Source organism: Pseudanabaena sp. Chao 1811, from assembly GCF_027942295.1.
Lineage (GTDB): Bacteria > Cyanobacteriota > Cyanobacteriia > Pseudanabaenales > Pseudanabaenaceae > Pseudanabaena.
On record NZ_CP101416.1, the window covers coordinates 4,505,491 to 4,528,071 of the forward strand.

Annotated in this window: 22 protein-coding genes and 1 tRNA gene; 16 read left to right on the forward strand and 7 right to left on the reverse strand. The window is 39.8% G+C overall.

The window, feature by feature from the left end; genetic code table 11:
- Positions 1 to 103 precede the first annotated feature (103 nt).
- Positions 104 to 997: an ABC transporter ATP-binding protein gene (locus NMG48_RS20560; protein ID WP_271253261.1), complete on the forward strand. Its 894-nt coding sequence runs from the start codon at positions 104 to 106 to the stop codon at positions 995 to 997.
- Between the two features lie 34 nt (positions 998 to 1,031).
- On the opposite strand, the gene NMG48_RS20565 is transcribed toward NMG48_RS20560, so the two are convergent.
- Positions 1,032 to 2,084, reverse strand: coding sequence for a hypothetical protein (locus NMG48_RS20565; protein ID WP_271253262.1), 1,053 nt, complete (start codon positions 2,082 to 2,084; stop codon positions 1,032 to 1,034).
- Positions 2,085 to 3,277: 1,193 nt separating this feature from the next.
- On the opposite strand from NMG48_RS20565, the gene NMG48_RS20570 reads away from it, so the two are divergent.
- The gene (locus NMG48_RS20570; RefSeq protein WP_271253263.1) at positions 3,278 to 3,415 is read left to right on the forward strand and encodes a hypothetical protein; all 138 of its coding nucleotides are present in this window, start codon (positions 3,278 to 3,280) and stop codon (positions 3,413 to 3,415) included.
- The gene (locus NMG48_RS20575; RefSeq protein ID WP_271253264.1) at positions 3,396 to 4,199 is read left to right on the forward strand and encodes a hypothetical protein; all 804 of its coding nucleotides are present in this window, start codon (positions 3,396 to 3,398) and stop codon (positions 4,197 to 4,199) included. Before NMG48_RS20570 ends, NMG48_RS20575 begins: the two co-directional genes overlap by 20 nt.
- Positions 4,200 to 4,241: 42 nt before the next feature.
- On the opposite strand, the gene NMG48_RS20580 is transcribed toward NMG48_RS20575, so the two are convergent.
- Positions 4,242 to 4,757, reverse strand: a complete 516-nt coding sequence (locus NMG48_RS20580) for a helix-turn-helix transcriptional regulator (RefSeq protein WP_271253265.1) — start codon at positions 4,755 to 4,757, stop codon at positions 4,242 to 4,244.
- A gap of 113 nt (positions 4,758 to 4,870) precedes the next feature.
- Between NMG48_RS20580 and NMG48_RS20585 the strand changes: the two genes are divergently transcribed.
- From NMG48_RS20585 to NMG48_RS20595, 3 genes are all read left to right on the forward strand, one after another.
- Positions 4,871 to 5,260 (forward strand): hypothetical protein, encoded by a 390-nt coding sequence (locus tag NMG48_RS20585; protein WP_271253266.1) that lies wholly within the window; start codon positions 4,871 to 4,873, stop codon positions 5,258 to 5,260.
- A gap of 87 nt (positions 5,261 to 5,347) precedes the next feature.
- Entirely contained in the window at positions 5,348 to 5,521 is a 174-nt protein-coding gene (locus tag NMG48_RS20590) for a hypothetical protein (RefSeq protein ID WP_271253267.1), read from the forward strand.
- A 122-nt stretch (positions 5,522 to 5,643) separates the two neighbouring features.
- On the forward strand, positions 5,644 to 6,036 hold the full coding sequence (locus NMG48_RS20595) for a hypothetical protein (RefSeq protein ID WP_271253268.1): 393 nt from the start codon (positions 5,644 to 5,646) through the stop codon (positions 6,034 to 6,036).
- Positions 6,037 to 6,358: 322 nt separating this feature from the next.
- On the opposite strand, the gene NMG48_RS20600 is transcribed toward NMG48_RS20595, so the two are convergent.
- Both NMG48_RS20600 and NMG48_RS20605 read right to left on the reverse strand, forming a co-directional pair.
- Complete coding sequence (locus NMG48_RS20600) at positions 6,359 to 7,570, reverse strand: IS256 family transposase (protein ID WP_271251743.1); 1,212 nt, start codon at positions 7,568 to 7,570, stop codon at positions 6,359 to 6,361.
- 309 nt (positions 7,571 to 7,879) lie between these two features.
- Positions 7,880 to 9,115 carry a VapE domain-containing protein gene (locus tag NMG48_RS20605; protein WP_271253269.1) on the reverse strand — a complete coding sequence of 412 codons (1,236 nt, stop codon included), beginning with the start codon at positions 9,113 to 9,115 and terminating at the stop codon, positions 7,880 to 7,882.
- Positions 9,116 to 9,352: 237 nt separating this feature from the next.
- Between NMG48_RS20605 and NMG48_RS20610 the strand changes: the two genes are divergently transcribed.
- Entirely contained in the window at positions 9,353 to 9,526 is a 174-nt protein-coding gene (locus tag NMG48_RS20610; RefSeq protein WP_271253270.1) for a hypothetical protein, read from the forward strand.
- Positions 9,527 to 10,052: 526 nt separating this feature from the next.
- On the opposite strand, the gene NMG48_RS20615 is transcribed toward NMG48_RS20610, so the two are convergent.
- A complete protein-coding gene (locus tag NMG48_RS20615) occupies positions 10,053 to 11,198 on the reverse strand; it encodes a site-specific integrase (RefSeq protein WP_271253271.1) in 1,146 nt (381 codons plus the stop codon).
- Between the two features lie 258 nt (positions 11,199 to 11,456).
- Between NMG48_RS20615 and NMG48_RS20620 the strand changes: the two genes are divergently transcribed.
- Positions 11,457 to 11,529 (forward strand) — tRNA-Val (locus NMG48_RS20620).
- A gap of 59 nt (positions 11,530 to 11,588) precedes the next feature.
- Here the strand turns inward: NMG48_RS20620 and NMG48_RS20625 are convergent.
- Complete coding sequence (locus NMG48_RS20625; protein WP_271253272.1) at positions 11,589 to 12,548, reverse strand: asparaginase; 960 nt, start codon at positions 12,546 to 12,548, stop codon at positions 11,589 to 11,591.
- A gap of 90 nt (positions 12,549 to 12,638) precedes the next feature.
- Here NMG48_RS20625 and NMG48_RS20630 point away from each other — a divergent pair, with 90 nt between their 5' ends.
- The 7 genes from NMG48_RS20630 (at position 12,639) to NMG48_RS20660 (ending at position 18,877) form a co-directional block, all read left to right on the forward strand.
- Positions 12,639 to 13,520 carry an alpha/beta fold hydrolase gene (locus NMG48_RS20630; protein WP_271253273.1) on the forward strand — a complete coding sequence of 294 codons (882 nt, stop codon included), beginning with the start codon at positions 12,639 to 12,641 and terminating at the stop codon, positions 13,518 to 13,520.
- A gap of 280 nt (positions 13,521 to 13,800) precedes the next feature.
- Positions 13,801 to 14,163 carry a YkgJ family cysteine cluster protein gene (locus tag NMG48_RS20635; protein WP_271253274.1) on the forward strand — a complete coding sequence of 121 codons (363 nt, stop codon included), beginning with the start codon at positions 13,801 to 13,803 and terminating at the stop codon, positions 14,161 to 14,163.
- A 109-nt stretch (positions 14,164 to 14,272) separates the two neighbouring features.
- Complete coding sequence (locus NMG48_RS20640) at positions 14,273 to 14,455, forward strand: hypothetical protein (protein WP_271253275.1); 183 nt, start codon at positions 14,273 to 14,275, stop codon at positions 14,453 to 14,455.
- Positions 14,456 to 14,771: 316 nt separating this feature from the next.
- Entirely contained in the window at positions 14,772 to 14,960 is a 189-nt protein-coding gene (locus tag NMG48_RS20645) for a hypothetical protein (RefSeq protein WP_126385931.1), read from the forward strand.
- A 181-nt stretch (positions 14,961 to 15,141) separates the two neighbouring features.
- Positions 15,142 to 16,629 carry a phospholipase D-like domain-containing protein gene (locus NMG48_RS20650; RefSeq protein ID WP_271253276.1) on the forward strand — a complete coding sequence of 496 codons (1,488 nt, stop codon included), beginning with the start codon at positions 15,142 to 15,144 and terminating at the stop codon, positions 16,627 to 16,629.
- 155 nt (positions 16,630 to 16,784) lie between these two features.
- Positions 16,785 to 18,134 (forward strand): 30S ribosomal protein S12 methylthiotransferase RimO, encoded by a 1,350-nt coding sequence (rimO, locus tag NMG48_RS20655; protein ID WP_271253277.1) that lies wholly within the window; start codon positions 16,785 to 16,787, stop codon positions 18,132 to 18,134.
- Between the two features lie 317 nt (positions 18,135 to 18,451).
- Complete coding sequence (locus tag NMG48_RS20660; RefSeq protein ID WP_271253278.1) at positions 18,452 to 18,877, forward strand: STAS domain-containing protein; 426 nt, start codon at positions 18,452 to 18,454, stop codon at positions 18,875 to 18,877.
- A 435-nt stretch (positions 18,878 to 19,312) separates the two neighbouring features.
- On the opposite strand, the gene rpsN is transcribed toward NMG48_RS20660, so the two are convergent.
- Positions 19,313 to 19,618 carry a 30S ribosomal protein S14 gene (gene rpsN, locus NMG48_RS20665; protein WP_126385927.1) on the reverse strand — a complete coding sequence of 102 codons (306 nt, stop codon included), beginning with the start codon at positions 19,616 to 19,618 and terminating at the stop codon, positions 19,313 to 19,315.
- Between the two features lie 463 nt (positions 19,619 to 20,081).
- Between rpsN and recG the strand changes: the two genes are divergently transcribed.
- Positions 20,082 to 22,538 (forward strand): ATP-dependent DNA helicase RecG, encoded by a 2,457-nt coding sequence (gene recG, locus NMG48_RS20670; protein ID WP_271253279.1) that lies wholly within the window; start codon positions 20,082 to 20,084, stop codon positions 22,536 to 22,538.
- Positions 22,539 to 22,581: the final 43 nt, after the last annotated feature.

The following is a 22,581-nucleotide window of genomic DNA, read 5'->3' on the forward strand; positions in this document are numbered from 1 at the left end:
CAAATAGCTAGAGGTATGATTTTGTGCTGTTTCTAACTGTTTGGGTTTTGTAATGCTGATTGCTATACTTTAAGCAACACTTTAAGAGAGCTAGATATAATTCGTGCTAGAGGTTCGCAAAATCTGTAAATCTTATGGAAAGAAGCAAGTTTTGCAGGACTTGAGCTTTACTATCCAATCAGGTGAAGTTTACGGCTTACTCGGCCCAAACGGAGCTGGTAAGACCACCACAATTAGTATTCTGTGCGGTTTGATTAAAGCCGATCGCGGCAACATCATGATGAATGGTCAAACTTCTTCAGGAGTAATGCGATCGCTAATTGGAATCGCCCCACAGGAAAATATTTTTTATAAGAGCCTGACCTGTGATGAAAATCTCCAGTTTTTTGGGCGGCTCTATGGGCTAAACAACGAGCTTTGTCGGAAACAAGCTAAGTATTGTCTCGAACTGGTAGGTCTAGGCGATCGCGCTAAAAGTATTGCCGATACTCTCAGTGGGGGAATGCAACGTCGCCTGAGTATGGCGATCGCTCTGATTCATCAGCCACAGTTGGTAGTGCTAGATGAGCCAACAACTGGGCTAGATATTGAGGCGCGTTACGAAATTTGGGAAGTAATTCGTAATTTAAGTAGCCAAGATACGGCGATTTTATTGACTACCCATTTGCTCGATGAAGCAGAACGTTTGTGTCAGCGTATCGGCATCATTAAACAAGGTAGTTTATTAGCCGAAGGAAATCTGGATGAACTGCGTAAGTATATCCCTGCCCAAGAAATTGCGATCGTTTGTACGCCAACCGAAGACTTGGCAATCAAGAGAGCGATCGAGCTAGGCTTTGAGTATAGGCACTATGGTCGCGAGCTAACCTTTTGGCTACCAAAGCCAATGGAGCTAAAGGAAATTTTGGATTATTTTGATGGCATTGTGATCGACTCGATCATGCGTCAACCAGTACGCCTTGAGAATATCTATGTCGAGTTAACCCGAAACAGATAAATAAAATAGGGATTCTCCCCGTTTGGGTAATTGACTAGCTAATAGCTGTAGATATGCTTTTGGCATGGGCAAATACTGCTTTTGTAAAAGCCAGCAGATTTTTCTGCATTTGCTTACGGTCTGTCGATACAATGCGATCGAGGGAGGTGTAATAGGTGGCAGCTAGTTTAGGACGATTACCCGTTTTCATCATCCATAGACCATCTGCAAGGCTCGCTCTGATTTCGACTGTTACCTCATTGTTTTCAGGCAAGGTAAACTGCTCTGAAATTCCGTGAAAAGCCCGAATCTGTTCCATTTCATCGCCCTTAATCCAAATGGTTGCGACTAGATAAGGACTGAGCGCTTGTAAATCAATGTGCTGTATCGATCTTGCCACGTAAACGTACAGCAACTGTAACCACGGCAAAGGATAAATAATCTCCAACGCACTATAACCACTACGTTTTGATGTAATCCCCAATCCTTGCAAATATTCTATTACTGGCGACCATTGTTCGCTAAAACTGCTTGCCACATCGGGATTGATAAATAGCTGCCCCCATGCACTATGTTGCCAAGGCTGCATATCCATAAAGTGCATGTATTCGATAAATTCATGGGCAAGACGCTCGTTCTTTTGAGCCACTAGCGCATATATATCTTGCCAACAAAAATATGGCATTGAAGAATTAGTATCATCATAGGGCTGGAGATAGTAGGTCTGTGCTTCTTGCCCAGCCAAGATCTCAGGAGATATCAGACAATAGCTATTGCTAATTAATGCCACATAGTTTTTTTTCTCTTGAAACTTAGCAAGCGTAAAATACGTGTCTAGAGAATGCTTGTTTAACTCACTTTCTAATCGATGATCACAGATAATGTCAAAGTCTTGACATTCTAAAATCAGATCAGGCTGGATGTCTGACGAAATAAAGGGATAGCTAACAGCTTTAATAAAAGTTGAACTTCGTTTTCCCGATCTCTGCGTTAAGAAATCAACCAATTCCTGCCCCAAATCGGGAATATTTTCTAGTAAATACTCCCAAGAAGCGGCAAAACGCTCCTTTTTATTTAAGTTTGGCGGCAGCAAGAAAATATTACTCATAGCTGGGCGCTGTCTAGCCTCATTTCGCTATATTGTCTCTATATTGTAAAGGTTATCTGTTAACAAATATGTAGTAGAAGAGCAACAATTTTGTCTTTTTTCTACTTGTAATATTCAGTATTTTAAAAGAAACCAGAGGAATTAACCATTTCTGAAAATTTGCAAAGTTTACTTCGTCAATAATAACTTGTACTACTTAATGCCAAGAAGCCCTCTTAAACTTTAACGCAATTCCTAAAAAAAGTCTTGGTATAGACTAAAAGATTTCGTAAAAGTCTGAATCGCCATGCACCATGCCAACTATGCTAAGTAGCTAGATGCACTTAAATGTAAACCACCAAAACCTGTAGAGATCACTTAGCTTACTCTACAGGTTTTGGTTCCGTTTTTTAATTATGCCCAGCTACTTAGTCAAAACTAGCAAATTAGCCAAAGCTAGCAAATTGAGAGAGCATCCTTGCGGAACGTTCTGTCACTTAGCGATGTAAAACCTCTATCTATAAAGCTTTTGAGGCTGGATAAAAACTTGTTTTGCCAAATATGGCAAAATTTTTAAAAAAGTTTGACTAAATGCGATCGCTATCTGCTATATTAATTGAGGTCAAAAAAATGACAACAAAAAAGGGCGCTTAGCTCAGTTGGTAGAGCGTCTCGTTTACACCGAGAATGTGATTACTCTCTAGCCCTCTATTCATAAGGCTTTTACAAATTACAAATATTTTCTGTACCAATTCCGTACCAACTCCTTAATAGTAAAGCATTTCAAGTGTTAAGTAAAGAGAAATGATTGCTAGGAAGGGGTTTTTAAATGGCTATTTATATAGGTATTTCTTATATTATCTCGTAAACTTATAAGAAAATATTTATGCGAAGATTTCAAGATATTGACTATCGTGATCCTATAGTGAGAAAGATAGACTTATTGCAAGACTAAAAGGCAACCATAGAAATAAAGTGATGCTTCTAGTAATAAGTATAAATACTCATTCAAACTATATGTATCCTTGTAAAACAAGAGTAGATCATATTTATTCTATGAGTACTTATACTGAGCAAGGTTAAGATAGGTTATTAGGATGCAAATTAAGATAATAATCAGTTTAATTTTTTATTTTTCGTAACACCGTAGCGTTCTTTTAAAGTTGGTTGTATTGTTTATCTAGGTAAAGTTATACAAAAAGTTTAGGTAAATTATGGTCAACGATGATGCTGTCAGGAAGTCTAGTAAAAAAGCTACAGGTGCTGTGAGTGAATACGTTATCAAAAAGATGACAGAGGAAGATGACCAGAAAAAAGCAAAGCCCAAAGCTGATGAATCCAAATCCATCTAGAGTATTACGCTTGTTTGCTGAGACTCAAGATCGCTTATACGATGGTGACACTATCAAGAAAGCTTTAAGTCAAATTGCTAGACACACTAAAGATAAGAAGGTAATAGAAAACTGTGAGGCGATTGCAGAATTATTACAAATTGAGTTTGACCAAACTTTTGTAAGAAATGATGTCAATCAACATTTTGATGCTGTTAAAAAGCTCCAAAATCATGGTATTTGGGTTAAGGACAAGTATAAGGAAATTAAGCTATATACGGATAATTGCGATCCTAAGTGGTTTTCTGCACTGCAAGAGGTTACGGATGTGCAGTTAGATAGGCTTGGACAGTTGGTTTCTCTTCTAAGTGCTGTTCCTGATATTTGTGATCTTAACGGTAATGTAATCAGACCCAATGATCTGGTTATTTATCCATCTCAAGATGAGGAGGGTAGACCCTATGAACACTACGGAATTGTGAGGGCAACTCATCAGGGCTATAGCATCGCGCACTTCTTTACAATTGAGACTATTAGACCTCAAGGACGTGTAGCAGAAGTTGGGTTAGGTTATGTCTATTTCTCTCCTTACAAAGCTGAGTGGCTATTTAAAGAGCGTCCTGAATCTGTTTCTGACAGCCAAATAGAGTCGCGTATAGATGAGTCAAGAAAGAAGTTCATTGCAGCTAAAGATAAGCTATGGAATAAGTTGCTTTATAACTGTGAGCATTGGGCTAGAGAGATGGTTTATGGTGAGGCTAGGTCAACTCAAGTTGAAAACTTGCGAACCAAGAAAAGCACATAGAAAAAGACTGTGTAAGGACTTCAAGATTTCTACTTTATTAGTCTATTTCTCATCTAGAGACAAAGAGGGATTAGTTTCTGCAACTTCTGCTTCCTCATTATTATCTAGACTGATTTCTGATGAAGTAGGAGCGATAATTCGTAAATTGATATCAATCGCTATTTGATTTTTTCCAAGAACTACTTTAGCTTTTTTGACTAGGATTTTTACTGAGAAACAATCATCTGATGTTACATCAACTGGTATCTGTTTTTTGTAACCAGCACCTTCAAGCCATTCAGTAATACTTCTCCAATTGTCTACTTTACCGTTAGACTTCCCAACTAGGCTTTTGACATATTGATATAAGGTGCTACAAAGATCGACTTCTACACCTTTAACACTTTTACTGAGCTTTTCTGCAATTTCTGATGGACTATGACCAGCAAGTAAGCCTCTCAAATGTAGTTTTTCTACGGGTGTTAGTCTTCTACCTTTTGCTGAAGCAAGATCGGTGTATAGGGTTTCTAAGTCCCATTCAGTAAAAACCTGTGGAAACTGCTCATCAGTAAATGTCATAGAGAATACATTAAGTAAATTCCTAACCAAAATACTAACATAACTACTAACTGAAATTAGGTAAATAATAATACTGTCTCAGGCTAGGATACTGCATATTACAAGAAATACTTATGGAATTTACGTTTAAAGAATTACTCGAATTTACAGATAATGAGAAAAATGATACATTGAAAAACGGTATTCGCACAAGCAATCATTTACTCGTCTTCCAAGAGTCTGAGTTAGTTATCAATTTCTATTCCATGATTCCTTCTCAAAGCATTGTATATGAAGTGGACTTAGAAAGAATTGTGGATGTAAACTCTTTACTAAGTTGGATTTTTCATTTACATGGCAAAGCATGGGATGAAGATAAGGAAGTAATTAATGCTTTTCTAACTCTATTCATTTATGTTGTAGATGTGTATTTTGAAGATAATATATGTTTAGATGATGCTTCTGAAAGTGGCTTTAAACTAAATTGGGATGAAAAATCTATAATTTACCCAGAGAAAACTTGAGAAGATGTGTATTCATTTCCCAATATTTCAACAAAGATAAATAAGAATTTACAATGATTAATCATTTGAGGCAATTTTGAATAGATTATGTTAGAAATTATTGGGATAATACTGGGATATTTAATAAGGGTATTACCAGTATTGGGAATCTTTTTTATTGTCTTAATTGTTGCAATTTCAATTTGGACAGTAGCACCTATGGGTTTTATATTAATTTTTCTTGGTGGCGGTGCTTTTTTAGGATTCATTAATGGTGAATAAAAGCCTTTTTTATTGCTAAGAAGCAGTTAATGCTAAGCTGATAGTATTTTAAATAAAAGCTTAATGATTAGCAATTAATTACGTTCGATTAACAATATTTTTAAGTATTTAAGTAACAAACAATGCGTATTACAGCCAAACTAATCTTCTGTATTTCTATTGTCCAATTTGCAGTAGGATGTTCAGCTTCATTGCCTGAACAATGTAGACAACTTAAAACGGCAAAAGAGCTTCTTAACGACTCCTATTATAAATCCGAGAAAGAAACTGACAAAGATAAGAAAACTGCTCTTTTAACAGAATCTTTTTCTCAGAAAGCTAAAACAGTTGAAAGTATTCAGATTTCAGATAGCAACCTAAAAGCAGTTCAGACAAGGATTGTAAAATATAATAATGATTTCGCTAAATGGAGTCTTGACGGTTCCTTTAGTAAAGCTAGTGTTAAGGAATTAAAAGATCTCGTTCAAGAGTCAAAAAACATTGATAATGACTTAAAAGCTATTTGCTCAAATTGATAGATTTTCTTATGTAGACATGAAAGGAATATAGTTACAAATGACTTATCCCCTGTCTGGTCTAAAACAACTAGTCGGTTAAAACAAACATGGAAAAGAAAGGGGATGTTATCTCTCACTTTCTTTCTATGTTTCTTCACGTTTTAAGACTTGCAATAGTGTTTACTTATGGTTTTATGTTTTGGATATCTAAGAGGCTACAGGGGTTAAAAACAGCTATCTCTGTACATTTCTGAAGCATGACGCTATAGAGTGAAGTTTTGAAACTATATAGTCAGATATTTGAGAGAGACTGTCAAGTAAAATGTGTAAAGTCTAGAAGCTAGACGTGGAGACGATCCTCGAAGAGGATGGCAAAGCGATTAAGAGCAGGTTTCCAATCACGAATCGGCATCGTCCACTTCTTCGAGATATTCCGCATTGCTAAATAAACGAGCTTGAAAGCAGCATCATCAGAGGGAAAAATCTGTTGGGATTTAATCACCTTCCGCAAACTACTGTTCATCGACTCAATCGCATTGGTGGTATAAATCGCCCTGCGAATCTCGGTCGGGAAAGCAAAGAAGGGGATAATGTTTGCCCAATGACTGCGCCAAGACTTGGAGATTGATGGATATTGCTTGTCCCACTTTTCAGCAAAGAGTTCGAGATTAAACTCAGCCTCCGATTCCGTCGCCGCGCTATAAATAGCCTTGAGGTCAGCACAAACTTGCTTGCGTTGTTGCCAAGGTACAAAAGCGACCGAGTTTCTGACCATGTGGACAATGCATAACTGCACCTGAGTTTTAGGAAATACCGTCTCAATCGCATTAGGGAAACCAGTCAAGCCATCGACACAGGCAATCAAAATATCTTTGACCCCACGGTTGTGAATTTCGGTGAGTACTGACAACCAGAATTTCGCACCTTCATTCGGAGAAATCCACATACCCAGTAATTCCTTGTACCCGTCCATATTCACGCCCAAGGCAAAGTACAAGGATTTGTTAATCACTCTGCCATTGTCTCGGACTTTGATGACTAGACAGTCCAGAAAGACGATTGGATAGACTGCTTCAAGGGGACGGTTTTGCCATTGCTTCACCTCGTCAATTACTGCATCTGTAACATTGGAAATAAGTGTTGGTGATACTTCAACACCATACATTTCTTGCAACTGGGCTTGAATATCCCTGACACTCATACCTCGTGCGTAGAGAGCAATGATCTTTTCATCTAGTCCTGACAAGCGACTTTGTCCTTTCTTCACCATCTGCGGTTCAAACTCCCCTTGCCGATCTCGGGGGACTGCGATTTCGGCTACGCCAAAGTCACCTTGCACTTTTTTCTGGCTATAACCGTTGCGACTGTTGGTTTGTCCTTCTGGTCTAGGTTCGTGCTTACCGTATCCCAGATGGGTTGATAGTTCTGCTTCCAATGCTCTCTCCACCAACGCGGTTGTCAGTTGTTTCAGAATGCCTCCTTCTCCGAATAGGTCAGGTGGTGTTTTACATTCTTGCAGCAATTCGTCGAGCAATTCTTTGCGTATATTCATCAGTTTTAGTGTTGGTAATTGTGTGTCTAGATCATCTCTCTGTATATATCCCAGACTTTACACACTTCACTTTACACTCTCATTTGAGATATAGGCAGACATAATAGACAGCTAGAATCATTGCTGTGCATAGCTTTGCTTACGCTGTCCACATTGACTATAAGTTTTTTACTCTTTTAACTTCTTCTTTCCGCTACTTTTATTTTTATTATTATTTTCCTTTTATAGAAAAAGATATAGTCAAAGTGGGCAGAGTAGTCAACCCGTTACTGTGTATGGTTTTTGAGTTGACCACATCTCTGCCTATGACTAGATCTTCGACCAGTAATAGCCATCTGGAAATTCTTTGGTTCTCATTCTCTTACTTTGATAACCAGCACTTTTCAAGATTGCTGAGACACGGTTAGAGTAGCTTTTGTTCTGTCTGCTTGTAGGTATTTCAAGAGTTTTGGTAAGCACATCTGCAATAGTAAAGGGTTCTGTTCTGCTTGCTGCCCAACTTATAACTTGAGACTCCCATACATCACCTATTGCATAGTTAGAGTTGATCTGAGTGCTTAAAGATTGCTCTTCATCTGTTAGATGCCATTGATAACCCGCTTGATAAAGTTTCATAGCTGAAGCCCAAATCAGATCGCGGTTGTCTTTAACATAGGCAGTATCAATTTTCTTATCTACCTTGATAACCCAGAATCGTCTGTTACCTGTCGGGTCTACAAGAAACTGCTCTTGGTTGGTAGTTCCTACAAATACAAAGTGTCGCGATCTTGTCTCACTTTCATTGACATACAGATGTTTAATTTCATCCTTTGTTTTACTCATTTCATTTTTGAGACTTTCAATCTTGTTGGTGGTAAGCTTCGCTCCAAATTCACCCCACTCGATCAACCAATACTTATACTGTTCTTTAAGAGCTTGGTTATCTCTAGTGCTATGTGACAGGGTATAGAAAAATTCACCCGCAAGAGCTTCAAAAAATGTAGTCTTGCCTATACCTTGATTGCCTTGCAGAATCAAAGCTGTATCAACCTTACAACCTGCTTGTTTTGCTCTTGCTACAGCACTAACAAGAAACTTAACAAAGTATGTAACCTCAATATCTTGCTGAAGACCGAGAATATTTTTAGCTACATTGACAAGTACATCCTCACAAGCTTGTTCAGAATATTTCTTGTAAGTATCATCAAGGTATTCAACAATAGGATTATAAGGATTAGCTTTAGCAATTTTATAGACTAGACTGAGCAGATCATCTTTAGATCCAATAATATTTCTCTCAGTTTCAATATGGTATCTTATATCTGCAAAATCAAGCGATTGTCCATCAAGATTAATCCTTGAACTACAAACATTTATACCTAGCCTTTTAGAATAGTGTGTGTGTAATACTTCATGCAATGTACTGAAGTCAAGGTGAGTCTTTTTATTCTTGTCTTTACTGTCTTCTTTAGGAAATGGTACAATATTAGTAGAATTAGATTTAGTTGATCTTTTTGTTTTCATGGTTTTTTGATTGAGATTAGATTTTCTTGGGGCGTTAGTCATTTTATGTGTTACCAGTATTAATTAGAAATAGCTGTGATGCTTTGAAAGTATATATTTCAGCGTATAGCATCATATAAATTTATTGAATTATTACTTGCTTCAAAACTCATTACTTAGAATGTTTTAAGAAGCTTTTAGTAACGAAAAATAAATATTTCTTTTACTTTCTTACTTATATTGTAACATATCTTAATGATAATATGATATAATAAAGATATAAAAGAAAGAGGATATTTGATGATGGCGAAAGGCAGAAAATCAGTATTGCGAAATGCAAAACTACTCAGTGTTTATTTAGATGAAAAAACTACAGAAAAGCTTGAAAATTTAGCATATACAACTTTAGTTCCCAAAGCTGCTATAGCTAGGGATATACTCACTAAGAAACTAATAGAAATAGGTACAAACTAGAAGCTAAAAAAACAAAAAACTACGCAGTAATTGCATAGTTCTTCTGGGTTATTATTCTGGGAGTCATACATCTCGTAGGCAGACTTCTATATTGGTCTTTCCTACTTTTTTTCTATGATTAAATCTTACAGTTGACACTAAAAACTTTGTAATAATCTCTTAGTTCGCAGCTACCTTAGCTTTGACAGATGTTTTATAAAAACACCGTGAGATCCGAAAGAACTAATTACCACTCGCTGTAGGACAGCCACCTGTAACTCTTTAACAGGTCGGTATTGAGGGTTGGTGCGTTGGTGCTACCTTTACCCGTTGGGCTTTGCTCTTTGCTTGCCCTCTCTCGACAACCAACTTAACAGACTCAACTTAGAAAAGCAAGACCGTAGAAGAAAAAGGTTGAGGCTAGTGTAGGTGTTATTGACTAAGTATTTATACTGTGTGTTTTTTAGTGCGATCGATAAATTTCTGTGCGATCGGTAAAATTAGAAGATTCACCAGAATCAATCTAGTGAGCCTTGCTATCAATGATTTAACTAAAGTCAGGCAAAGACGGTCTGTTTATAACGTGTCCATAGGTTTGCATAATCATTGTTGTGTCTGAATGTCCCAGAAGATACGCTACAGAAGTAATAGGCATATTGGCTTCTAAAGCCATTGATGCAAGTGTGTGTCTAGTTATGTAGGGCTTACGATACTCAATATCTAACCCTGCTAAAACGACCTTCCATTGTCTCGTTGTAAAGTTATTATCATCAATTGCATTTCCATTGGGAGAAGTAAAAACCAAGTCATCAGGATTAAGATTGCGACATCTAATCGCAAGCATTTCAGTTAACCTAGCTGTCATTGTCAGAAAACGAATAGATCCTGTTTTTGTTTCTTTGCGGACACGATGTTTACTAGCAGTCTGTCCCTGATCGCCTCTAGCTAAGACTGAGCAAATGACAATCTCATTACGGGTAAAATCTACGTGTTGACGCTGAAGCCCGATAGCTTCTGAAGGTCTGACACCAGTCAAAAACAAAAACTCAATGTAATCAGCATAAAAACTATGCTTGTAAGCTGAAGACTTTGGACAATAAAGGTTATTGCGAAAAGCGTTAACTATTGCCCTTACCTCCTCATGATTAAAAGGTTTAACCTGATTCTTTAATACTTTTCTACGTTTCAACTTTGAAAAAGGGTTGTCAGATACAAGCTTTTCAGAGATCGCCCAATTTAGACAAGATACCAAATAGCTTAAAGAGTCGTTCCAAATTCGAGGGGATAGGCTCTCAATCGCTTCATACCAAGAAACGTCATGAGTCAAAGGATCGGCTTTTTCAATGTAGCGCCTAATTCTAGCGTAGTGAGAACAAAGCGTTCTAGTTGGTAAGTACAAGCTACTAACCCACTTATCCCAGATAGGAAGTAAGAGTTCTTGACTTGGTTTTACAACTTCAGGACTTGCAATGATAGCTACTTGCTTGATCCTGTATTTGTTTAGAGTAGGGTCAAAATTGCCAGATAAAATATCTAGCTCGATCTGTCTAGCCTTTTGCTCTGCTACTTTCATGTTGACGCTGGTGTGTGGCAATCCTAAAGCTAAGCAATATCTTTTTGACTCACAAGACCATCTTAAACGTATGCGATTATCATTCTTTTCTATGGCTACAGTGCCTTTCAGGGTTTTCATTCCGTACCAATTCCGTACCAATAGTTAGTTTTTGGTTTGGTTTTTGGTGTTAGAAAATTTCGTAAGCGTGTAAGACAATGTGAATAATGACTGAGATTAGAAAACTAGCTCTATGTTTTCTATAACTTTTTAAAAGCCTAGAAAACCTTGTTATATAAGGCTTTCAGTATTAATTTTAAAAATTATCCATAAAAAGTTTGACTAAATGCGATCACTATCTGCTATATTAATTGAGGTCAAAAAAACGACCGCAAGAAAGGGCGCTTAGCTCAGTTGGTAGAGCGTCTCGTTTACACCGAGAATGTCGGGGGTTCGAGTCCCTCAGCGCCCATACATCTTTAATAACTTGAATAAATAAGCTTGAGATTATATGTCTCAGGCTTATTTATTTTAAGCAAGCGATAATTCGCCAACCGCTTCTAAACGGCTATATTTACCAATAAAAAGGAAAGATTCTTCTAGCTTTTGGGCAACGGTAGGACTGATCCAGCCTAATTGTTTGAGTAGATGGATCGAAACCGCAGTTTTGGCGCGTTTAGAACCATCCATTACCTTAATTGCTAAACCTAAGCCTTCGCCAATGCGTCCAATACATTGAACTCCTTCCGCTCCTGACTTGCTAACAATTTCCCCATTGGTCAAGCGCATGAGTTCTGTGTCAAACTGACCATCTCCTGAAACCATATCAGGATGGCGAGTCATAGCGCGAGTGATGCGCTCTAGGTGTAACTGATCATGGGCAGATAGTAACGCATAGAGATGGGCTAATTGACCAATTTCTAAGAGATAAGTCGGTACGCCACAATCATCATGGGCGCAGATAAACTCCGCCGCAGGCATATGGAGCAAATCTGCCATTGTACTCAGAGCTAGTTGCTGTACAGGATGATTGCGATCCATATAGGAAGAAATCTGCCATCCCTGTTGCTTGCAAACGGCGATCATCCCTGCATGTTTGCCAGAACAGTTGTGTTGCAAATTGCTTTTTTGACAGTCGGGAATTGGACATTGCAAAGCACTTGGCTCAACATCACAACGCCAGAGAATGCTAAAAACTTGTCGTGCTTGGGCGATCGTCCCTTGATGGGAGCCACAAATAATCGCTAAATCTCTTTCGGAGAGGTTAAAGCGCTCCTGTGCGCCCGAAATTGAAACAGGCAAAGCTTGAATGGGTTTAAGGCAAGAACGGGCAAAGGTTGTAGTTTGAGGATCACCTGCAACTGATAACACTCTCCCCCTTGTATCAACTACCGCAGCTTGGCAAGAATGAATCGATTCGATGATGCCCTCACGCAACAACTGTACAGTAATTTTGTTAGCGGAGAAACGATTACGCTTGCCAAGGTTCATAGGTTAATGCTTTAGGATCGCCACCATAATCCTACGGTAAGGCTAGGATATGTGTAAAGATATGTAACAATTGTAGATATAAATATAGGTATGGTTTCAATAAGTACTGCTCCGATCGCTGGTGAATATTGGCTTTGGCGCGATCAAAAAATTTATTTTGTCAAAGCTGGGGATAACCTGCAACGTCCACCATTGTTGTTAGTACATGGCTTTGGGGCATCCACTGACCACTGGCGCAAGAATATTGCAGAACTGAGTCAAGATTTTGAAGTATATGCGATCGATCTGTTGGGTTTTGGGCGATCGCAAAAACCTGCATGGCAATATAGCGGCGATCTCTGGCGTGATCAGCTTCATGATTTTATTAATACTAAAATTCAACGTCCAACGATAATTGCAGGCAATTCTCTTGGTGGTTACTCATCTTTATGTGTGGCAGCCGACTATCCCCAATCCGTTGCGGGAATTGTATTGCTCAATAGTGCAGGACCTTTCACTGATACTAATCCTCTGGGTTCAAAAAAGGTCAACCCCATTCAAAAAGCAATTGGTCAAACTTTACAAGGCATTTTGCGGCAACCTTGGGCAAATCAATTGCTATTTGCTTTTGTGCGCCAAAAATCACGAATTCGTAGCACTTTGCAAAAAGTATATTTAGATCAATCTGCTGTAACTGAGCAATTAGTCGAGGAAATTTATCGCCCATCCTGTGATGAAGGAGCAGCGCAGGTATTTGCCTCTGTCTTTACTACACCTCAAGGCAAAAAAGTCGATCAGCTATTAACAGCGATGACCTGTCCCTTGTTAGTTATTTGGGGCGAAGGCGATCCTTGGATGAATTCCCGTGTAAGGGGTGCAAAATTCCGTGAGTTTTATCCATCTCTAACTGAGCATTACATCAATGCGGGACATTGCCCCCACGATGAGTGTCCAGAAGTTGTCAATAAATTAATTTGTGATTACTTTGTGTAGAAAAGGCGGCGCTTTGCGCCACCTTTTCTTAACGTAAGTTCGGGATAATTTTGAGAGATGGTTTGCTACGCAAACCATCTCTCAATGCCTAAAAGTAAAAGCTTTGTCTAGCAAGGCTTTTACTTTTAGGCTTTTAAAATTTGACAGCTTACCCCCTGAACTGGTGTTTTCTTAGGGTTTCGTGATTAATTTATGTAGTTAAGAAGTCGCTTTGCGCTGACTTAGCTATTAGGATGCTACATGATTGATATATTGAGTCAGACAAATAAAAAAATACAAAATGGCAACTTGGCAATGTATTAGCGGTTGTGGTGCTTGCTGTAATCTTGATCCTAGTGATCGCCCTGATCTCGCTGATTACCTCACACCTGAAGAATTACAACAATATTTGAGTATGGTTGGTATTGATGGCTGGTGTATTAACTTCGATCGCATCAATCGTAAATGCTCAATTTATGAAACCCGTCCTCGCTTCTGTCGTGTGGAGCCTGATACTTTTTACGATATGTTTGGGGTGGAGCCTGAAGACCTTGATGAGTTTGCGATCGCCTGTTGCGAAGAACATATTGAATCAATCTATGGTGATCGATCTCTAGAATTATTGCGATTTGAGCAAGCAATTAGCATTGCTGAAATTAGCTGATAGAAATTTGATTGAAAAAATCACTGTGTTATGATATGCCTACATCATCAAATAATGTAGTAAAGACTACAGATTGATTTTGCTGTTATCGATTTCAAAGCAGCCAATCATGAATTTTATATCTTCATCGTTTCTGAGACAGTCGCCTGTAGATCCTCAACTTCAACTTAGACAAGCCACAAGCAACCGCAAAGCATCCAGCCAATTGCCAAAATCTCTATCTCTTAAGGAAGTAGAGCTTGCTCTAGATATGCGCTGGAGTAAAAAATTTATGCCTAGAGAGTTTGCTTAGAGAGTCTATTTAAAAATTCCAAAAAGAATGATGACGCTTCACACCACACATTTTTTGCGTCCTGAGCGAAATTTTTAGGGCTTATTGAGTAATTAGGGGAACAAAAACACCCCATTTAATTTCAAAAAGAGAGTAAATACCTTGAGGTACTTGCTCTCTTTTTTGTGACGAAGATCACAGAAGTGCAGAGATATGAAGCTATTAACTTCTTGATAGCAATCACATAGAGGCAGAGATGCGAGTCACATCTATATTTAGGATTTTAGAGCAAGCTAATTAATGTAGAAATCTTACGTCTAGTACCCCTTTTAAAGCCATGAATAACAAAAGTACCATTAGAAATCTTGTTAACCGCGCTCTCCTTGTCAAGCGGCTTACGCCTGAGCTCGAAAACCTAATTAATCAAGAGCTTTCGCAACAGGGCTATATTACTGACCCTGATTATGAAGCATTAGAATATCTGATGCAGGCAATTGATCAAGGTAGAGTCCAACAAGTTTGCTAAATATTCAAGCGCAATATTCAAGTGCAATAATTAAGTGCAGTACTTAGGTGCAGTACTTAGGTGCAATATTTGGGATAAGTATTTAGCAAATAAATTTTTAGCCAATAAATTAGTGAATAGGGACTTAGATTTAATTGGTAAAGCTGTAGACTAGAGTTGCAAAATTTGAAGTCTTGCATGTATGGGGTTTTCAGCCTACTCCCGCCTACATTGTCAACTGCGATCGCGATATCGCCAGATAGTTTATGGGATTCTCTTTTGTACTGTAATTGTACTGACTACGCTCATTGCCAATGCTTGTCAATCGCAGTCTGGCATAGTGCCTGCCTTGCCCCAAAACTCCAATATTCAAGTATTTTTTAATCAAAATCAGGCTTCTCGGTACACCGATCCTTACCGCAACATTGAACGACTCGGTGACAATCTTGAAAAAATCATCGTTGATAACATCAACAAATCAAAGGTTACCTTAAATATTGCCGTCCAAGAACTACGGTTACCGAATATCGCCAAAGCGATCGTTGATGCTAAATTACGTGGGGTAAATGTCAAGCTCATTCTCGAAAATAATTACAGTCGGGCGTGGAGCGAATTTACACCAGAACAAGTTGCGAAGATGAATGCCCGCGATCGCGATCGTTACCAAGAATTTCAAAAATTTGCTGATATCAATAAAGATGGTCGTTTAAGCGAAGATGAGCTGGATAGTCGTGATGGCTTGAGGTTAATTAAACTAGCGAATGTTCCTTGGATTGATGATACTGCTGATGGCTCCAAGGGCAGTGGATTAATGCACCATAAATTTATAGTGATTGATGATCAGATAGTTATATTTGGCTCGGCTAATTTCACAATGAGTGATATTCATGGTGACTTTACTAAGCCAGAGACAAGAGGAAATGCCAATAACCTATTGCGTGTAGAAAGTAAAGAGTTCGCAAAACATTTCCAAAAGGAATTTAATATCATGTGGGGGGATGGACCTAATGGTAAACCTGATAGCCTATTTGGTTCAAAAAAGCCCTCTCGCAAAATCGAGTATTTGATTGTGGGTGGAGCGCAAATCCGTATTAAATTTTCCCCAGATCCTGAAGACACTTCAAGGGAGCAAACTAGCAGTGGACTGATTTCTACGGCGATCGCAGGAACTAAACAAAATGTGGATATGGCGTTATTTGTGTATTCCGATCCGTTTATTTCCACAATTCTTGAGGAGCGTCAACGGGACAATGTCCAAATTCGCACTTTAGTTTCTCTACAATTTGCCTATCGCGATTATTCATCGACCCTTGATATGTGGGGCTTACAGTCTACTCAAGACTGCAAAACAGGCAAAAGTAGCGCATGGAAACAGCCGATCAAAACCGTTGGTATTCCTAATTTACCTTCTGGAGATACTCTCCATCATAAGTTCGCTATTCTCGATCGCAGTTTGATTTTGACGGGTTCCCATAACTGGACTAGTGCTGCGAACCATGTCAATGATGAGGCTTTGATTGCCATTCAAAATCCAACTGTAGCTGCACATTACCAGAGAGAATATGATCGCCTTTATCAGGATGCGACTTTAGGACCTACCGCTAAATTAGTGCAAGTAACCTCTAAAAGTTGTACTGAGCGAATCAAAAAGAGTAATCCCAAAAACAATGCCGAAGAACCAGAATTTTAAGGTAGTCCTAAATAGGTAAGTATGGGCGGCGCGAAGCGCCGCCCATACTTACCTATTTTAATTACAGCGATCGCATCGCCTAAAGTTTTGTTAAGCTAGGATGTCTGGAATATTGTGCATTACGGCAAACTGCCTCATTAAAAGTCATAACAAATATGGTCAATCTGGTTCCTACTGTCAAACCCACGATCAAGCCCACGATCGCTTTCTCCCATTTGGGTTGTGAAAAGAACCGTGTCGATACTGAACACATGCTGGGATTACTAGTACAGGCTGGCTATCAGGTAGATAGCAACGAAGAATTAGCCGACTATGTGATTGTCAATACCTGTAGTTTTATCGAAGATGCCCGTCGGGAATCGGTGCGAACTTTAGTAGAACTAGCAGAAATGGGCAAACGTATTGTGATTGCGGGCTGCATGGCTCAACATTTTCAACAGGAATTACTCGATGAAATTCCTGAAGCGGTGGCTCTTGTTGGTACAGGTGACTATCAAAAAATTGTCGATGTCATTGAACGTGCCGAGCAAGGTGAACGGGTTAAAGAAGTTACGCAAGTTCCTACCTATATTGCTGATGACACCATCCCTCGCTATCGCACAACTAATGAAGCTGTAGCCTATGTGCGGGTTGCTGAAGGTTGTGATTATCGCTGTGCCTTTTGTATCATTCCCCATTTACGTGGAGATCAGCGATCGCGCTCTATTGAATCAATTGTGACCGAATGTGATCGCCTTGCCTCTGAAGGTGTAAAAGAGATAATTCTCATCTCACAAATAACTACTAATTACGGTCAAGATATTTATGGTCAGCCTCAGCTTGCCGAGCTACTAACTGCCCTTGGGCAAGTGGATGTACCTTGGGTGAGAATGCACTACGCCTACCCCACAGGCTTGACTCCCAAGGTGATCAATGCGATGAAAGCTACACCTAATGTAGTTCCTTACTTAGATTTGCCTTTGCAGCATTCTCAACCTGATGTATTAAGAGCGATGAATCGTCCTTGGCAGGGGCGAGTTAATGACAAGATTATGGAGCAGATCAAGGCATCTCTTCCCAACGCAGTCACCCGTACTACTTTCATTGTCGGTTTCCCTGGAGAAACTGAGGAACAATTCGAGCATTTATTAGAATTTGTGAAGCGCCATGAGTTTGATCATGTGGGCGTATTTACTTTCTCTGCCGAAGAAGGGACTCCTGCCTTCGACCTGCCTGATCAATTACCTGAAGAAGTAAAACAAGAACGTCGCGATCGCATCATGGCAGCCCAGCAAGAGATTTCTTTCAAGAAAAATCAGTTGGAAATTGGCAAAACTGTTGATGTATTGATTGAGCAGGAAAATCCTGATACTGGCGAACTCATAGGGAGATCGGCAAGATTTGCACCAGATGTGGATGGTGTAGTCTATGTCAGCGATCCTCTAGGTAAGGCAACACTTGGCTCGATGTTTTCTGTCAAAATCACCTCTGCTGATCATTACGACCTATTTGGCGAAATTGTCTAATCACCCTATGTTTTTAGCTAAGCTGTCAGAAGTAAATCCGTTGTATGCCTCTCACAGCTTAGTTTTGGTATATTTAAATACATAGTTTTTATGAAGTTACCAGAAAAATGAAAAAACTAACCTTTATATAACTTTTTGATTTCCTTTTACTAACTTTTATATATCTCTAAGGTGTTTCGCAATTTAGAAAAGAGTGAATAATAGGGTTCAAGAAACAGAAAACAGTTTGTAGTGTTTATCAAACAGCGAATGTTGCTCTAAGAAATGTAATCGAACACGGACTATATATTCTCTCAAAGAAATTGAAAGGAAGAAAAATGGATACTATTACTCAAATCAGCCAGTTATCTTTCCATCATGGTTTAAATAGCGATAAAGCTTTTACTATTAAATTGACAAGCGATAAGTTTGATAGTGTTGCAAGTTCTGAGCTATTAGCTAAAGTTGAGTCTTGGGTTGCAGCTAATGTAATGATGAGCAGCAAAGAGGTTCCTGTCTTGGTTGTTGATATGGAAAATGTAGAATTTATTGACAGCCTTGGTTTACAAAAACTCTTAGCATCTCTTCGTCTAATGAAATCTCACAATAGTAACTTAGTTCTCTGTGCTTTACAGCCATCTGTACGCCTTGTATTTGAAATCTCTAGAATTGATCAAGTGTTTGGTATTTTCTCTAGTTTCGATACCTGCATGAATCAATTTCATACTCAAAAGCAACCCTCTGAGTATCTATTAGCAGCTTAGACGGTCTAAACAGAGTCATGATTGTTTCATAAGTTCTCCTCTTTTGAGGTTCTATAGTGATAGCCATAATAATTAATACGCAAAAGAGGTAGTGTAATAACTACCTCTTTTGCGTATTACATAGTACAGATAAATTTTTGAAAGTGCGGCTTCGCCGCACTTTCAAAGCACTGTATGCAACCCAATGAATCACCCCGCCGCAAGCGGACGGGGTATCAAATTCTTTTTTATTAGAATATACTCACACCGCAGAGCGGTGGGGTATTTACCCTCTTAGTTCAAATAAAGATATAACCCCAAAAGAGAGTGGTGGCGCAAAGCGCCACCACTCTCTTTTGGGGTTTACGTTTTAACTTATTTGGCTATAGCTATAATTTCTAAAAAAAAAGATGCAGCGTAAATCGCTGCATCTTTTTTGGGTTAATAATGAACAAATTACCAGCTAGATTTAACTACACCAGGTAACAAGCCTTGGTGAGCCATTTCACGCAATACGTTGCGGCATACACCAAAATCTTTGTAGTAGCCACGAGGACGACCAGTCGCCCAGCAACGGTTGCGGTGACGAGTGGGATTGGCGTTACGAGGAATTTGTTGAATTTCACGATGCACAGCAACTTTTTGTTGTTGTGTCAGTTCAGGACTGGCAAACTTTTCTTTGAGTGCTTCGAGCTTAGCTGCATACTTTTCAACTAACTTAGCGCGCTTTTTTTCGCGCTCGATCATGCTTTTCTTAGCCATTGCGGTTCTATCAGGTGATGTAGAGGTAAAAGTCTAAAAATTTAATACAATTCGCGACAGTTACCGATCATAACCTAAATAGCCAATTTATAGAGCATAAATTTTCATTTCGTAAGTTTTAAGCTAATCTGCCAATCTGAGGATCGTTGCAATACAGAAATTCATGTATATGTACTAAATCCATATAGCGCTTTTCAAGCAAGCGAGGTACAGAGGGTTATGTCCCCGCCAAAGGCGGGGACATAACCCTGTACTTCAAGATTGGTATGCTCTATAAACAAAGCCAAAATCCAGATTTACTATTGAGTCTATGCCCCATCTGCTAAATTACTTCAACCATTTTTTTGAATCCGCACGGATGAATATTTAGCGCGATCGCTAATGGAATTGCAAAGTAATATATATGGCAATATAAGAAGGATTAACGACAATGAGCATAAAAACATCGCCTAAAGTCTAGCTTGTGCCACTTGATATCAATCGTTTACAACAAGCCTTGAGTGTCGAGGCAGAGAGAGGCTTTTCTAATTTGCAGGGAAAGCAATTTTTGTTTGCGGATTTTTTACAGGTGAGCTTGCGCGAAGATTTGCCTGACGATTGGGAAATGAGTGATCGCCTACAAGCCCAAACCCTTGCTAATCAATATGCTCAATATGTTGATTTGCCTATAGGTCGTCGCCAGCACCTCATCGCTGAGACGCGCCGCCTGCTGTATGAAGTGCGTCGTCGGGAACTGGCGGAAACTAACGCAGCACCAAAGCAGAAGAAACCGAAAACGGCTGCGATCGCAACGACTGAACCCAAAACCATTAAAAAACTGACTCCCGAAACCGAACTAAAAGATGTCGAGGGTGTTGGTTCATTTATGGCGGCGAGATTTAAGTTGCTCGATTTGTATACCGTGCGTGATGTGCTTAGTTACTATCCACGGGATCATATTGACTATGCGCGGCAAATTCCCATTCGTGAACTAAAGGATGGGGATACGGTGACGGTCATCGGGACGATTAAAAAATTTGGCTGCTTTACCAGTCCTAAAAATCCCAATCTCACAATTGTGGAAATTATTCTGCGTGACCATACAGGACAAATCAAATTAAGTCGCTTCTGGACAGGTAAACGCTACGCCAATCGCGGTTGGCAAGAAACTCAGAAAAAGCTCTATCCCCAAGGCTGCACGATCGCAGCTTCGGGAGTAGTCAAACAGAGCAAATATGGCTTGACCCTAGAGAATTATGAAGTAGAAGTTCTCGAACATACTCAAGATACTATCCAATCGAAAACCGTTGGGCGCGTAGTGCCAGTCTATCCACTTACGGAAGGAATTACCCCCGAAGCAATCCGTCGCCTTGTCGCTCAATGTTTACCCGCAGTATCCCAAATTGCCGATCCGATGCCCGATCGCTTTTTGCGGGATTATCAAATGATGCCCTTGTCAGAGGCGATCGCCCAAGTGCATTACCCAGATACGAGCGAAATGCTGGAACAAGCCGTAATTCGCCTGACCTTTGATAAATATTTCTATCGCCGCCTAGTGTCCCTCTATCGTCGGCAACAGCAAAAGGCGATTCATTTTGTGCCAAAGAGTGAGGCGATCGCCCAACTCGAAAAGATGCTCCCCTTTGAATTAACTAAGGCTCAAAAGCGAGTTGTCGCCGAAATTCGTGCTGATCTGCAAGGGCAAACGCCGATGAATCGACTGGTACAGGGGGATGTCGGTTCAGGTAAAACGATTGTGGCGGTATATGCACTTTTAACGGCGATCGAGGCAGGTTATCAGACAGCACTGATGGCTCCTACGGAAGTCCTCACGGAGCAACATTATCGCAAGATTGTGGAATGGTTTATGCAGCTAAATCTCCCCGTGGAAATTCTCACGGGTTCCACCAAAACTGCCAAGCGGCGCGAGATTTTAAGGCAATTGGAAACGGGGGAATTACCTCTAGTGATTGGAACCCATGCCTTAATTCAAGATGGGGTAAACTTTGCGCGATTAGGTTTAGCGGTAATTGATGAGCAGCATCGTTTTGGTAGAGATCAGCGATCGCGACTTTTGCAAAAGGGCAATGATCCCCATGTACTGATCATGACAGCAACACCGATTCCGCGTACTCTCTATCTCACTAATTCCGAAATCGAAGTTAGCGTCATTGATGAACTTCCTCCTGGACGCAAACCAATTCAAACTGTCCTGCTCAAACCTTCACAGCGCAAAGACGCCTATGATCTGATTAAGCGTGAAATTGCTCAAGGCAGACAGGTTTATATCGTGCTGCCTCTAGTGGAAGAGTCAGAGAAAATGGAAGATATTAAGGCAGCCACACAAGAACGCGAGCATTTACAGAATGTAGTTTTTCCACACTTCCAAATTGGGTTACTACATGGGCAAATGTCTTCTGCGGAAAAGGATGAAGCGATTAGCACATTCCGTCGGGGCGAGACTCAAATCCTAGTTGCCACAACCGTTGTGGAAGTCGGAGTCGATATTCCTAATGCTTCTGTAATGTTAATCGAACATGCCGATCGCTTTGGTTTAGCCCAGTTACACCAACTGCGAGGCAGAGTCGGACGTGGTGCATCCCAATCCTATTGCCTCTTACTGAGCAGTTCCAAATCTCAAACCGCCCAAGAGCGTTTACAGGTTCTCGAACAATCACAGGATGGCTTTTTTATTGCTGAGCGAGATTTCCAGATGCGGGGCAAGGGCAAGGATGAAGGGACAGAACAATCAGGTCATGCAGGTTTCTCCATTGAAGATCGCTTGCCCGATGAGGCAGCCCGTCAAGAGATTTTCCAAATTGCCCGTGAAGCTGCCGAACGCATTATCAAAAAAGATCCCACTTTAGAACATTTCCCTGCCCTTAAAGCCGAATTTGAAATGCACTATCAGCGCTTACAAGGCGGCGCAATCTTTACCTAAAACCCTAAAATTTAGAGGAGGCAGAGCAAAGCGCTGTCTACTG

Bases quoted from the DNA above. Each gene is read 5' to 3' on its own strand.
- NMG48_RS20615 (WP_271253271.1), bottom strand. From the start codon at position 11,198: ATGAAAACCCTGAAAGGCACTGTAGCCATAGAAAAGAATGATAATCGC.
- NMG48_RS20635 (WP_271253274.1), top strand. From the start codon at position 13,801: ATGGCAACTTGGCAATGTATTAGCGGTTGTGGTGCTTGCTGTAATCTT.
- NMG48_RS20600 (WP_271251743.1), bottom strand. From the start codon at position 7,570: ATGAATATACGCAAAGAATTGCTCGACGAATTGCTGCAAGAATGTAAA.
- NMG48_RS20640 (WP_271253275.1), top strand. From the start codon at position 14,273: ATGAATTTTATATCTTCATCGTTTCTGAGACAGTCGCCTGTAGATCCT.
- NMG48_RS20660 (WP_271253278.1), top strand. From the start codon at position 18,452: ATGGATACTATTACTCAAATCAGCCAGTTATCTTTCCATCATGGTTTA.
- rpsN (WP_126385927.1), bottom strand. From the start codon at position 19,618: ATGGCTAAGAAAAGCATGATCGAGCGCGAAAAAAAGCGCGCTAAGTTA.
- NMG48_RS20610 (WP_271253270.1), top strand. From the start codon at position 9,353: ATGATGGCGAAAGGCAGAAAATCAGTATTGCGAAATGCAAAACTACTC.
- NMG48_RS20595 (WP_271253268.1), top strand. From the start codon at position 5,644: ATGCGTATTACAGCCAAACTAATCTTCTGTATTTCTATTGTCCAATTT.
- NMG48_RS20580 (WP_271253265.1), bottom strand. From the start codon at position 4,757: ATGACATTTACTGATGAGCAGTTTCCACAGGTTTTTACTGAATGGGAC.
- NMG48_RS20605 (WP_271253269.1), bottom strand. From the start codon at position 9,115: ATGACTAACGCCCCAAGAAAATCTAATCTCAATCAAAAAACCATGAAA.
- NMG48_RS20585 (WP_271253266.1), top strand. From the start codon at position 4,871: ATGGAATTTACGTTTAAAGAATTACTCGAATTTACAGATAATGAGAAA.
- NMG48_RS20565 (WP_271253262.1), bottom strand. From the start codon at position 2,084: ATGAGTAATATTTTCTTGCTGCCGCCAAACTTAAATAAAAAGGAGCGT.
- NMG48_RS20650 (WP_271253276.1), top strand. From the start codon at position 15,142: ATGGGGTTTTCAGCCTACTCCCGCCTACATTGTCAACTGCGATCGCGA.
- NMG48_RS20630 (WP_271253273.1), top strand. From the start codon at position 12,639: ATGGTTTCAATAAGTACTGCTCCGATCGCTGGTGAATATTGGCTTTGG.
- NMG48_RS20625 (WP_271253272.1), bottom strand. From the start codon at position 12,548: ATGAACCTTGGCAAGCGTAATCGTTTCTCCGCTAACAAAATTACTGTA.
- NMG48_RS20575 (WP_271253264.1), top strand. From the start codon at position 3,396: ATGAATCCAAATCCATCTAGAGTATTACGCTTGTTTGCTGAGACTCAA.
- NMG48_RS20570 (WP_271253263.1), top strand. From the start codon at position 3,278: ATGGTCAACGATGATGCTGTCAGGAAGTCTAGTAAAAAAGCTACAGGT.
- NMG48_RS20590 (WP_271253267.1), top strand. From the start codon at position 5,348: ATGTTAGAAATTATTGGGATAATACTGGGATATTTAATAAGGGTATTA.
- rimO (WP_271253277.1), top strand. From the start codon at position 16,785: ATGGTCAATCTGGTTCCTACTGTCAAACCCACGATCAAGCCCACGATC.
- NMG48_RS20645 (WP_126385931.1), top strand. From the start codon at position 14,772: ATGAATAACAAAAGTACCATTAGAAATCTTGTTAACCGCGCTCTCCTT.